10 protein-coding genes are annotated in these 12,734 nt (G+C 65.0%); 7 read left to right on the top strand and 3 right to left on the bottom strand.

The features are described 5' to 3' along the window. Positions 1 to 191: 191 nt before the first annotated feature. Entirely contained in the window at positions 192 to 1,406 is a 1,215-nt protein-coding gene (locus tag I6F17_RS33195) for an acyl-CoA dehydrogenase family protein (protein WP_225132287.1), read from the top strand. A 170-nt stretch (positions 1,407 to 1,576) separates the two neighbouring features. Then, positions 1,577 to 1,855, top strand: coding sequence for a hypothetical protein (locus I6F17_RS33190; RefSeq protein ID WP_193375092.1), 279 nt, complete (start codon positions 1,577 to 1,579; stop codon positions 1,853 to 1,855). 228 nt (positions 1,856 to 2,083) lie between these two features. Here I6F17_RS33190 and I6F17_RS33185 read toward each other — a convergent pair whose 3' ends face one another. After that, the gene (locus tag I6F17_RS33185) at positions 2,084 to 3,823 is read right to left on the bottom strand and encodes a HAMP domain-containing methyl-accepting chemotaxis protein (RefSeq protein WP_225190464.1); all 1,740 of its coding nucleotides are present in this window, start codon (positions 3,821 to 3,823) and stop codon (positions 2,084 to 2,086) included. A gap of 235 nt (positions 3,824 to 4,058) precedes the next feature. Here I6F17_RS33185 and I6F17_RS33180 point away from each other — a divergent pair, with 235 nt between their 5' ends. The 4 genes from I6F17_RS33180 (at position 4,059) to I6F17_RS33165 (ending at position 10,542) form a co-directional block, all read left to right on the top strand. Beyond that, positions 4,059 to 5,441, top strand: a complete 1,383-nt coding sequence (locus I6F17_RS33180) for an ethanolamine ammonia-lyase subunit EutB (RefSeq protein ID WP_225132120.1) — start codon at positions 4,059 to 4,061, stop codon at positions 5,439 to 5,441. A gap of 148 nt (positions 5,442 to 5,589) precedes the next feature. Next, positions 5,590 to 7,176, top strand: coding sequence for a B12-binding domain-containing radical SAM protein (locus I6F17_RS33175; RefSeq protein WP_225132119.1), 1,587 nt, complete (start codon positions 5,590 to 5,592; stop codon positions 7,174 to 7,176). A gap of 6 nt (positions 7,177 to 7,182) precedes the next feature. Further along, positions 7,183 to 7,968, top strand: a complete 786-nt coding sequence (gene eutC / locus I6F17_RS33170; protein ID WP_225132118.1) for an ethanolamine ammonia-lyase subunit EutC — start codon at positions 7,183 to 7,185, stop codon at positions 7,966 to 7,968. Between the two features lie 207 nt (positions 7,969 to 8,175). Further along, positions 8,176 to 10,542, top strand: coding sequence for an MMPL family transporter (locus I6F17_RS33165; RefSeq protein ID WP_225132117.1), 2,367 nt, complete (start codon positions 8,176 to 8,178; stop codon positions 10,540 to 10,542). A gap of 26 nt (positions 10,543 to 10,568) precedes the next feature. On the opposite strand, the gene I6F17_RS33160 is transcribed toward I6F17_RS33165, so the two are convergent. Then, complete coding sequence (locus tag I6F17_RS33160) at positions 10,569 to 11,402, bottom strand: hypothetical protein (RefSeq protein ID WP_225132116.1); 834 nt, start codon at positions 11,400 to 11,402, stop codon at positions 10,569 to 10,571. Positions 11,403 to 11,493: 91 nt separating this feature from the next. Next, a complete protein-coding gene (locus I6F17_RS33155; protein WP_036042873.1) occupies positions 11,494 to 11,991 on the bottom strand; it encodes a hypothetical protein in 498 nt (165 codons plus the stop codon). Positions 11,992 to 12,450: 459 nt separating this feature from the next. Here I6F17_RS33155 and I6F17_RS33150 point away from each other — a divergent pair, with 459 nt between their 5' ends. Continuing rightward, a complete protein-coding gene (locus I6F17_RS33150) occupies positions 12,451 to 12,684 on the top strand; it encodes a hypothetical protein (protein ID WP_025035011.1) in 234 nt (77 codons plus the stop codon). Positions 12,685 to 12,734 lie beyond the last annotated feature (50 nt).

Below are 12,734 nucleotides of genomic sequence, written 5' to 3'. Positions count from 1 at the left end.
GGTCCATCGCACAGCTCTCTCGCCAAGGCATCGGCTGATCCTCCCAGCCGATAGAGAACTGTTACCCATCCATCCGGTCTACTGTGTTACCCATCTATCCGGTCTGGACATCGCGCCACCTTCTCCCACAAGGGGAGAAGGGAAGAAGCGCCCTCATCGAGCGCAATATACTTGGCGAACAGGAGACGCCCATGGACTTTCATCACTCCGCCCGTTCGCTGGAGCTCCAGGACCGCGTTCGCCAGTTCATGCAGGCCCATGTCGAGCCGGTCGAGGAGCTCTATTACGAGCAGGTCAAGCCGGAAGCGTCACGCTACAAGACTCCGCAAATCCTTCAGGATCTGAAGCGGCGGGCGCGCGAGCAGGGGCTCTGGAACCTGTTCCTGTCCGGCGAGCACGGGCCGGGTCTGACCAATCTCGAATACGCGCCGGTGAAGGAGATCATGGGCCGCATCCTCTGGGCGCCCGAGGTCTTCAACTGCTCCGCGCCCGATGTCGGCAACATGGAGGTGCTCGCAAACTACGGCACCAAGGCGCAGCAGGAGCGCTGGCTGAAGCCGCTCCTGGAGGGGCGCATCCGCTCCGGCTTCTCGATGACGGAGCCGCAGGTCGCCTCCAGCGACGCCACCAACATCCAGTGCGAGATCCGGCGTGACGGCGACGACTACGTGATCAACGGCCGCAAATGGTTCACCTCAGGCGCGATGAACGAGGATTGCGAGATCCTGATCGTGATGGGCAAGACCGCGCCCGACCATCCCGACCGCCATCGCCAGCAATCCATGATCCTGGTGCCGAAGAATACGCGTGGCGTGCGCATCGTCCGCGACATGCTCACCTACGGCTATGATGATGCACCTAGCGGCCATCCCGAGATCGTCTACGACAACGTCCGCGTGCCCGCCGAGAACATTTTGCTCGGCGAGGGCCGCGGCTTCGAGATCGCGCAAGGCCGGCTCGGCCCCGGCCGCATTCACCACTGCATGCGCCTGATCGGCTGCGCCCAGCGGGCGCTGGAATTGATGTGCCAGCGCGCGGTCTCGCGCGTCGCCTTCGGCAAGCCGCTCGCAGAGCAGGGCTCGGTACGCGAGGACATCGCGCACTCCTTCTGCGAGATCGCGCAGGCGCGCCTGCTCACCTTGCAAGCCGCCGACAAGATGGACCGCGAGGGCAACAAGGCCGCGCGCGACCTGATCGCCGCGGCCAAGATCGTGGTCCCCAGCATGGCCGCCCGCGTCATCGACTGCGCCATCCAGATCCACGGCGCCGCCGGGGTCTCGCAGGACACGTTCCTCGCGCGCGCTTACGTCTACGCCCGCTTCATCCGCATCGGCGACGGGCCGGACCAGGTGCATCTCGCAGCGGTGGGCAAGGAGCTGATCAGGCGGGGCGGGGTGATGGGATAGGTCGCGATGCAGTATGGGCTCCGCCGCTCAAGGAGCGCATCCTGGCCCTCGCAAAGGATCCGCGGCTGATCACGATCGGCGATCACGTCGCGCTGGGGCATCCGCTCGTCCGCGAGGTCAACGGGACCTGGGTGGGCAGCTCCTGCATGCAGCTGTTGGCGGGAGGCGCGATGATGCTGCAGAAGACGACGCAGCTGACCGAAGGCGAGCGCGCAAGACTCGACAGCATCATCGAATTCGAGCGGCGGCACTTGCTTGCGGATCTACGCGCCGGTCGCCCGGATGTGATCCTGGTGGATACCCATCTTCTGAGCGCGGTCCCGTTCGACTGGCTGGCCTGGGCGAGGTCCGATCCCGAGCTCGAGGCCGAGCTAAGTCGTTACCGCGAGGTCGAGGATACCGGCGGCCGCGTCCGGATCCTGGTCGCTCGATCGGGTTCGGAGCGGTAATAGCCCGTCCCGTTGTGCGCGGGCCGCGGCACGGGCGCCACGCTCGCCATGCTGACATCATGCCAGTGTTTTGCCCGACGAGTCAAAATCGATTCGTAAAAACAGCAGGCTTTCACCCCCGGCTACCAAGCCATTGAAAAACCTCACCCGCCTACTGTGCATGGGGTTGTTTTTCGCCTTTTGGTTTGAACGCGCCCCGCCGCCCGTCTTTCGAGCGCGTTCGCCCCGTCACCCCGCCTTGGCGATGCGCCCGTCCACCGACCCCGCGCGCAGATTCTGGAAGAACGTCTCCACCTCCCGCGACAGCGTCTGCGCCGTCTCGGTCAGGCTGCTGGCGGCGGTGAACACCGAAGCCGCCGCGGTATCGGTCTCGCCGATGGCATCGCGCAGCGAGGTGATGTTCGCCACCAGCGTCTCATTGCCTTGGGCGGCGCTTTGCGCGTTGGAGGAGATCTCGCGCGTGGCCTGGTCCTGCTGACTGACGGCGCCGGCAATCGCGGACGTGACCTCGTTGATCTCGCGCACCGCCCCACCGATCTCGCGCACGGCGTCGACGGCGTTCCGCGTCGAGGCCTGGATCATCGCGACGTTCTCGCTGATCTCGGCCGTGGCCTTGGCGGTCTGGCCCGCGAGCGCCTTCACCTCGTGGGCGACGACGGCAAAGCCGCGGCCGGCATCGCCGGCGCGCGCCGCCTCGATGGTGGCGTTCAGCGCGAGCAGGTTGGTCTGCTCGGCGATCGCCTGAATCAAATTGAGCACGCCGTCGATGCGTTGCGTCGCTGCGGCGAGGCTCTCGATCTCGGAGATCGACTTCTCGGTGCGCTGGCCGGTCTGCTCGACCGCGCCGGCGCTCTGCCGCACCTGGCGGCCGATCTCCACCACCGAGGCCGAAAGCTCCTCGGCCGCGCCCGCGACCGCGGTGACGTTGTGCGAGGCCCGCTCGGTGGCGTTCGCCGCGGTGCCGGCGCGGCTGTTCGCATCCGCCGTGACCCGCGTGATGGTCTGCGCGGTCTCGCGCATGACGGAAGCGTTGTCGCTGAGGCCGCGCATGATCGCGCCGATCGCCTCGCGAAATTGCTCGACGGACCGCTCGACGTGACGGGCGCGCTCCTCGCGCGCGGCGGCGTCCTGCGACACTTGCGAGGCGAGGTTGCGGTTGCGCCCCATCGAGTCCTGGAACACCTGGATGGCGCGGGCCAGCGCGCCGATCTCGTCGGCGCGGTCGGAGTGCGGCACCACGACATCGTCGGCGCCGTCGGCGACCTGCTTGATGGTGGCGGTGATCGCGGCGAGCGGCCGGGCGATCGAGCGGGCAATGATGACGATGCCAGCGACGACGAGGGCCAGCGCCACGCCGCCGAGGCAGGTGAGGATGAACGACAATGTGCGGGCGGTCTCGGTCTGCTGCGCGATCAGCCTGCCGCGCTCGGCATAGACTTTGGACAGCGCCTCGAGGTCCTTGTTCAGCGCCGAGCGGACGCTGCGGTTGGCGTCGTTGTCGCCCCATTCGCGGCCCGCTGCCGCGTTGATCTCGACGCCGCGCCGCACCAGCTCCTTGCGGAACTCGACGAACTGCTCGATGCGCTTCTTGAAGGTCGCGAACTGCTCGGCATCGTCGGCCTTGACGATGGTCTCCCAGCGCTTCACGACGTCGAGGATCTGGGCGTTGAACTTGAGCAGGCCGTCGCCGTATTTCTTCACCACGGCCGGCTCGGTCGACATGTAGATGCCGCGCGATTCCATCACCACCGCATAGACGAGGGAGTTGACCCGCTCGACGTTCAGCGCGGCGGCATTGGCCGTCTCAATCGCGACTGCGAGGTCCGCGCTGCGGCGGCTGTTGTAGTCGGACAAGATCGCGATCGCTGCCGTGAGCAGCGCGAACAGCGCGAAGATCGCATAGAGCTTGCTGGCAAGCGTGAAGCGGCCTGCCGGCTTGGCGGCATTCCCAGATCGGTCGGATGTCATGATGTTCAAGGAGCCCGGATTGGCCTGACCGGCCGGTGAACGGGGTCAGGCAAATTGTTGCAAAACTATGCAGAACGAAGATGGACGCCTCGTTAACGCGCGGCCCGGCCGCCTCCGTCCTTGGTCGAAGGAAAGGCAAGTCATTTCAGCGTCTTGATCCGAAGGTTTAGTTTCAGGATAGTCTTTTGGGATAGTCTTGGAGTCGGCCGTTGGCCGAGCAACCCCGGAGAGACCCTTGGTCTACCGCCACAGCATCGACGCCACGACCTACAGCTTCCCCGACCTGCGCGACCTGCTCGCCAAGGCAACACCCCCGCGCTCCGGCGACCGGCTGGCCGGCATTGCCGCTGCCAGCTCCGAGCAGATGATCGCCGCGCGGATGGCGCTCGCCGATGTGCCGCTCGGCCAGTTCCTGCAGGAAGCCGTCGTTCCCTACGAGGCCGACGAGGTCACCCGCCTCGTCATCGACAGCCATGACGCCAGGGCTTTCGCGCCGGTGGCATCGCTGACGGTCGGCGCCTTCCGCGACTGGCTGCTGTCGGACGCCGCAACCCCCGAGATCCTGCGCAAGCTGGCGCCCGGCATCACGCCGGAGATGGCGGCCGCGGTGTCGAAGCTGATGCGCAACCAGGATCTGATCCTGGCGGCCCGGAAATGCGAGGTCACCACCGCCTTTCGCAACACCATCGGCCTGAAGGGGCGGATGAGCACGCGCCTGCAGCCGAACCATCCCTTCGACGATGCAAGGGGCATCACCGCCTCAATCCTCGACGGCATCCTGCTGGGGGCAGGCGATGCCTGCATCGGCATCAATCCCGCCAGCGACGACCCCGCCGTTATCGCGCAATTGCTGCGGCTGCTCGACGAGATCATCGCGCGGCTGCAGATCCCGACGCAAGGCTGCGTCCTGACCCATGTCACGACGACGCTGTCGCTGATCGGGCAGGGCGTGCCGGTCGACCTCGTCTTCCAGTCGGTCGCGGGCACCGAGGCCGCCAACCGCAGCTTCGGCATCGACCTCCCACTGCTGAAGGAGGCGCAAGAGGCCGGGTTATCGCAGTCGCGCGGCACGGTCGGGCGGAACCTGATGTATTTCGAGACCGGCCAGGGCTCGGCGCTGTCGGCGGGCGCCCATCACGGCGTCGACCAGCAGACCTGCGAGGCGCGCGCCTATGCGGTCGCCCGCGCCTTCGCTCCGCTGCTGGTCAACAGCGTGGTCGGCTTCATCGGCCCCGAATATCTCTATGACGGCAAGGAAATCATCCGCGCCGGGCTGGAGGATCATTTCTGCGGCAAGCTGCTCGGCCTGCCGCTCGGGGTCGACATCTGCTACACCAACCACGCCGAGGCGGATCAGGACGACATGGACAATCTCCTGACGCTGCTCGCCGCCGCCGGCGTCACCTTCATCATGGGCGTTCCCGGTGCCGACGACGTCATGCTGAACTACCAGTCGACGTCTTTTCACGACGCGCTCTATGTCAGGGACGTCTTCGCGCTGCGCCGCGCGCCGGAATTCGACGACTGGCTGGCGCGCTCGGGCATTGCAGGCGCCGATTTCCGGATTGCCGGCGATGCAGGCCTGCTGCCCGATTTTGCCGCGCGACTGATCGCATGAGGCGGAAGGTCAATTCGGTTGGGAAACCATCGGCGCCTCTGGGAATTATGCTTACGCCACAATATTGAGAAATTCCGGCGACAGCATTACGCTATGTGTCGGGCTGGCAATTTCCGCACCATCGGTTGAGTGTGGCGGGGGAGCTTTGATGCGAGCTGAAAGTAACGGAACGTCCCGGCGGATTCTCTGCGTGTTTCCGCGCTACACCTCGTCCTTCGGCACGTTCGAGCATTCCTATCCCCTGACCGATGGCGTCCGCGCCTTCATGCCGCCGCAAGGGCTGCTGCTGATCTCCGCCTATCTTCCGAAGGAATGGCAGGTCAAATTCGTCGACGAGAACCTGCGCCGCACGACGAGGGAGGAGTTCGAATGGGCGGAAGCGGTCTTCGTCAGCGGCATGCACATCCAGCGCCAGCAGATGAACGACATCTGCCGCCGCGCCCATGAGTTCGATCTGCCGGTCGCGCTCGGCGGGCCTTCCGTCAGCGCGTGCCCAGACTATTACCCGTCCTTCGATTACCTGCATGTCGGCGAGCTCGGCGATGCCACCAACCAGCTGATCGAGATCCTGTCGCGCGACACCTCGCGGCCCGAACATCAGGTCGTGCTCACGACCAAGGACCGCGTGCCGATGACGGAGTTTCCGATCCCGGCCTACGAGCTCGCCGACGTGAAGAAGTACTTCCTCGGCAGCATCCAATATTCCAGCGGCTGTCCCTACCAGTGCGAGTTCTGCGACATCCCCGGCCTTTACGGCCGCAATCCGCGCATCAAGACGCCGCAGCAGATCATCGCCGAGCTCGACCGCCTGCGCGAATGCGGCATGACCGATACGGTCTATTTCGTCGACGACAATTTCATCGGCAACCGCAAGGCGACGCTCGAACTGCTGCCGCACCTGATCGAATGGCAGAAGCGGACCGGCTACGTGGTGCGGCTCGCTTGCGAGGCGACGCTCAACATCGCCAAGCGCCCCGAGATCCTCGAGAAGATGCGCGAGGCCTATTTCATCACCATCTTCTGCGGCATCGAGACGCCGGATCCCGACGCGTTGAAGGCGATGCAGAAGGACCACAACATGATGGTCCCGATCCTGGAGGGTGTGCGCACGATTAACTCCTACGGCATGGAGGTGGTCTCGGGCATCATCATGGGGCTCGACACCGACAAGCCGAACACCTCGGAGGCGCTGCTCGCCTTTGTCGAGGAGTCCCGGATTCCGCTGCTCACCATCAATCTGCTGCAGGCGCTGCCGAAGACGCCGCTATGGGACCGGCTTGAGCGCGAGGGACGGCTGGTCGAGGACGATGGCCGCGATTCCAACGTCGACTTCCTGCTGCCCTATGACGAGGTCGTCGCGTCCTGGAAGCACGCCATGGCAGTCGCTTACGCTCCCGACAAGGTCTACGCGCGCTATCAGCACCAATGCGACCACGTCTATGTGAACCGGCTCAAGGTACCGGTGCCGGACGAGATGAAGACCTGGCGTAGCATCCGGCGCGGCCTCGTCATGCTGCGCAACATCTTCTGGAAGGTCGGCGTGCTCGGCGACTATAGGCGCGTGTTCTGGAAGTTCGCGCTGGGCCGCATCAAGCGCGGCGACATCGAAGGCCTGATCGGCTGCACGCTGGTCGCGCACCATCTCATCACCTTTGCGCGCGCGGCCTCCAGCGGCAAGCAGAACGCCTCGAACTATTCGATCCGGCTGCGCGAGGCCGCCGTGCCCGCCGAATGATGCCACATGTCTGACCCGGCCCTGTCGCGCCGTCCGACCCTCGATTTGCGGTCGTTTACGCCTGCGCGCGTCGCGCTGGGGCGCAGCGGCGCGAGCCTGCCGACGAGAGCGTTGCTCGATTTCACGCTGGACCATGCCCGCGCGCGCGATGCTGTGCATGCGGCCTTCGACACGCCGCGTCTCATCGCCGATCTCGACGCACTCGGTGTTGCGGTGACCGAGGTGAGGAGCCGGGCGGTCGATCGCGGCGACTATCTGCGGCGGCCGGATCTGGGACGACAGCTCGACCCCGGCTCGGCCCAGCGTCTGGCACGAAGCATCTCGGCGCCGTGCCAGCTCGCGGTCGTGATCGGAGACGGCCTGTCCACGGCGGCGGTCCATAGCCATGCGGCGATCGTGGTAAGGCGCCTGTTGCAATCGCTTGCGCAGGGGGATGCTGTCGCGGTTCGCCATGTCGTCGTCGCATCGGGCGCGCGCGTCGCGCTCGGCGACGAGATCGGCGCTATTCTCGGTGCGCGCATGGTCGTGATGCTGATCGGCGAGCGGCCCGGCCTGTCCGCGCCCGACAGCCTCGGCGCCTATCTGACCTTTGCGCCGAGGCCCGGCCGCACCGATGCCGAGCGCAATTGCGTCTCCAACATCCACCACGCCGGGTTGGGCCACGAGGAGGCGGCGTTCAAGATCGCCTGGCTGGTCCGCGAGGGGCTGGCCCGGGAGATCACCGGCGTGGCGCTGAAGGACGAGAGTGCGGACCGCGCACCGCGCCAGATTGGCACATCCTCGCCGGGATGACGGTCATTCCAGGCCCGGATCGCCGCTTTTCGATCGATTCGGCCGGGCTTGGCCTGCTTGCGAAAAGACCTGTTGACCTGCTAAACCGCTGCCGGCGATTTTCCGCGCGTTTTCAAAGGTCAAGCCTCCCATTGGTATGGCGTTTTCAAGCCGTTCGCGCGGCGCGATAAGCTCACAGCCCGAGCCGATTTAGGAACTGGACAAGGCATGCTCGAAAAGCACAGCGAGAGTGAGGTTCATGTCGACAAGGTCGAGCAGGGATCTACGTCCTCCATCGCCTTCGGGCTGGAGCGTCTCGGGCTGATCGCCGTTCGGGCCCCGATCGTCTCCTGCATCGTCCTGCTCGCGCTGATCGTCGGCGCGGTGTTCGGCATCTACCGGATCAAGATCGACGATTCGCTGTCGCAGCTGTTCCGCTCCGACACCCGCGAATTCAAACAATATGAAGAGGTGACCAAGAAGTTCCCGGCCGAAGAGTTCGATGTACTCGTCGTGGTCGAGGGCAAGACCCTCCTGGAACGCAGCAACCTCGAGAAGCTGCGCGACTTCGTCACCGACCTGCAGCTGGTCGAAGGCACGCGCGGGCTGGTCTCGCTGTTCTCGGCGCGCCAGGCGCCGGCCCCCGGCAAGCTGCCGGCGGCCCTGTTCCCGCCCGAGCTGCCGGAGGGCGCGGCCTATGACAAGTTCATCGAGACCGTCAAGAACAACGAGATCATCCGTGGCAAGCTGCTGTCGGAGGACGGCACATTGGCGCTGGTCGTGCTGTCGCTCGATCCGGAGGTGGTCGCTTCCAACAAGTTGACCAAGACCGTCGCCGACATCCGTGCGCTGATGAAGGAGACGCTCGGGGACACCGGCCTCAACGTGCAGCTCTCCGGCGTCCCGGTGATGCAGCTCGAGATCCGCAACGCGGTTGAGCGCGACGGGCTGACCTACAACATCCTCGGCATCCTCGCCGGCTGCATCATCGCCATCATCTTCTTCCGCAAGATCTCGTTCATGATCGCGGCGGCATTCCCGCCGATGATCGCTATCCTGCTGGCGCTAGGCGCGCTCGGCTGGGCCAATTTCAACCTCAACATGTTCCTGAACGTGATGACGCCGCTCATCATGGTGATCAGCTTCTCCGACTCGATGCAGCTGACCTTCGCCGCGCGCGATAGGCTGATCGCGGGCCAGGACAAGTTCACCGCGTTCAAGAACGCGGTGCTGGTGGTGGGTCCGGCCTGCGTGCTGACGCATGGCACCGCCGGCATCTCCTTCATCGCGCTGCAATTCTCCGATTCCGATCTGATCCGCAAGTTCGGCGAGGCGGGCCTTGCCGCCACCATCATCGCGCTGGTCGCGGTGCTGTCGCTGGTGCCTGTCTTCGGCGTCCTGTTCGTGCGCAACGAGAAGGTCTTCGCGGTCAAGTTCCAGGGCGCCGATGCCGGCGTCCAGGCGCTGCGCAATTTCTGCTACTGGATCGCGGTGCGCATGGTCGGCCGGCCCGGCCTGTTCAGCCTGGTCGCGGTGCTGTTCGTCGGCGGCCTCGGCGTCATCTACGCCAATCTGGAGCCGCGCTACCGGCTCGCCGACCAGGTGCCGGACAAGCGCCAGGCGGTCGCTGCCAGCGATCGGCTCGATGCCAAGCTCACCGGCGCCAATCCCGTCAACGTGCTGATCGTGTTCCCCAAGGGTGAAACGCTCTATTCACCTCAGACGCTCCAGACCATCGCCGAGGTCCATGCGACCGTCGAGAAGTCTGCAGGGGTTGGTAACGTCTGGTCGCTGGAGACGCTGCGCCGCTGGCTGGCGGAGAAGGCCGGCAGTGCCGATGTCGCGACGCTGAAGGAATATGTCAGCGTCATCCCCGAGCACCTGGTGCGCCGCTTCATCGACGCCGAGCAGGATGCCGTCGTGGTGGCCGGCCGCGTGCCGGACAAGGATTCCAGCCAGCTCCTGCCGATCGTCGACAAGCTCGATGCCGAGCTCGACGCCGTCCGGAAGAAGCATCCGGGCTATGAGATCGCAGTGACGGGTCTCGCTGCAATTGCGGCACGCAACTCGGCCAACATGATCGAGAAGCTGAACCATGGCCTCACGATCGAATTCGCGCTGGTCGCGATCTTCATCGGCCTCGCCTTCCGCTCCTGGGTGGTGACGCTCGCCTGCATCCTGCCGGGCATCTTCCCGGTGGTGATGTCGGGCACGGTGCTGTGGGCGATGGGCGAGGGACTGCAATTCGCCAGCGTCGTTGCGCTCACGGTCTCGTTCGGGCTCGGCCTTTCCGCTACCATCCACTTCCTCAACCGCCTGCGGCTGGAGAACAAGCCGGGTGTCGGCTCGGCGCTCGCGGTGGAGCGGGCCACCGTGCTGGTGGGACCTGCGCTGATCCTGACCACGGTGGTGCTCGCCTGCGGCCTCGTCGTCACCGTGTTCTCCGACCTGCCGTCGCTGCGGCTGTTCGGCTGGCTCAGCGCCTTCTCGATGGTCATGGCGCTCGTCGCCGACCTCTTCATCCTCCGGCCGACGGCGATGTGGCTGATCAACCTGCACGCCAAGCTGCATGGCGCTGACAAGCAGGCGATCTGAGGAGGGGCGGCAGATGCCGCCCCGGCTCAAGCCTCGATGCGGACGATTCCATAGGGATTGAACTTGAAGTCGCCCTCGGCGTAGTCCTGCTCCCGCGACAGCGCGAGCTTGCGGTCGCGCAGCGTTGCCTCCATGCCGCGCTCGGCCATTGCGTCCGCGATCTCGTCCATCAGATTCGCTGCGTTCCGGTCGCTGCCGCGCGATCGCGCGACATAGATTTCCGGCAGTCCGACGAGGTGGAAGCCGACGCTTTCGTTGTAAATGTCGCCGGCAAGCGGACGCTTGGCGAAGGCGAGGCGGCAGGATCGGCCCATCGCTGGCGTGACGGTAAGGCCCTGGTTCGTGTTTGCGGCGGCCTTGCACTCGCGGGCCAGTTGCCGCCATCGCGTGAGTCCGTGGGCAACGCCCGCGCTTTCTCCTTTCACGGCCGTGGCGCCGGCCTCGATCATCTCCTCGACAATTCGCAAGGCGGCAGCTGAATAGGCGACCGTCTTGTGCTGCTCCATCGGCGGGCTCAGCACGTAGAGGACCGCTTTGTGATTGAGTACGGCCATTTCGTCCGCCTCGGACCACGCTTTCGGAAAGACGCGGTCCCAGCACACACCGAAAGAGCGCTCCATGTGCGGATCGGGTTTGGCTTGCGAATAGGTGCGGTCGATCTCGAAGCCGAAATCGGCGATCGTCTTCGCCACCGCCTTGGGCGGATGCAGCAGGCTTTCATTCTTGCCGAGGAAGCAGAGCACGTGACGCGGCTTCACGGACGAAGGCTGCATGTTCGCTCCCTGCTGATCGCTGGCGAAGGCGCGGCTGGCCACGAAGAGCCCGGCGGCCTTCAGCAGATGTCTGCGGATCGGGTCCATCTCAGCAAATCCAGCCGGTCAGTTCGTGTCAGCAAAAAGCCCCCGGCTCGCGAGAACCGGGGGCATGTTCCTCATTGCGTGCGAAAGGCCTTCAGCCCTTCGTCATCGTGATGTTGACGCCGCGGATCTCGCCCTTGGACGAGATCTGCACCGTCTGCTTGGTGCCGTTGGTGCGCAGCGACAGGTTGGCGGCAAAGCCGTTGGCCTCGACGAAGACCTCGATCTGGCCGCCGCCGGCGGTGCCCTGGAGATTGCCGAAGATGTTGCGGCTGGACTCGCTCCAGTTGCCGGAGATGCGGTCGCCCTGGCTCGTCACGTCGCTGGTGAGGTTGAACTTGTAGCTGTCGGAGGCGCAGCTCAGCGCCTGCTTCAGGTTGAGGCCGCTGCCGGCGACCTTATAGTCCGCTTTGCAGCGAATGCGCTCGGTGGAGCCGTCGGACAGCGACACCGTGCCGGTTCCGGTCCACGCGCCGTCGAAACCGGCAAACGGTCCGGACGACTGAGCGTGACTTGCCGATACCGAGAAGAGCAGCGCCGCCCCAATGCCGGCCGCCTTGATTGCCAGTCCAGATCGCCAAAAGAATGTCATCTCGAATATCCCGCTTTGGAACGACGTTCGCTTCGATCGAGAACGTCTCGCCACATCGAAAGTTTAGTGCTCCGAGCAAGTCGCAGGTTCAATGCCCGGCGGCCAGAGACGGCGGTTTCACGCGGCCGCGCCGTGCTTCCAGGGGCCGCGATTTGCCGCGCTTCGTCATGTTTCCGGCAGCCGAGGACGGGCGAAGAGATGCAGCGCGGCAACAGGTCTGCATTAAAACGCAATGCTCCCAAATTATGATGTAGTATCAATCCCTTACATCTGTCAATGAAGGCGCGGGGAAGACCTGATTCGGCGGGGGCGGCGCCAATTTGGCCGCATTTGCCAGTGCTTGTGCCTTCCCTGAGGCCGCTACAAGCGGCGACTTGCCATCAGAACCAATCCGTTCCGGCCATCCGCCCTGCGCAGTCCGGGATCGGTGCGATTCTGCCGTCAGAATGAAGGAATACAATGCGCAATCTTCTCGTCGCTCTCACCCTGCTGTCGGCCTCCCTTTCGACGGCGGCGTTCGCCCAACAAGGGCGTGGCACGGACGCCGAGCAGAAGGCCTGCACCCGCGATGTGCAGAAGTTCTGCCGCCCGGTCATCGACCAGGGCGATTTCACCATCCTGGCCTGTCTCAAGGAGAACCGGGCCAAGATCTCGCAGGCCTGCGACCAGGTGCTGAAGAACCACAATCAATAAACTCGGCCATTGGCCTAGAAAGGCGGCCCTCGGCCGCTTTTCCGGGCCCA

Origin of the sequence: Bradyrhizobium sp. NBAIM18 (assembly GCF_020193825.1) — a bacterium.
In the GTDB taxonomy this organism is placed as follows: Bacteria; Pseudomonadota; Alphaproteobacteria; order Rhizobiales; family Xanthobacteraceae; genus Bradyrhizobium; species Bradyrhizobium yuanmingense.
The sequence above is the reverse complement of the archived record's forward strand: the minus strand, read 5'-3'. Positions and strand labels throughout refer to the sequence as shown.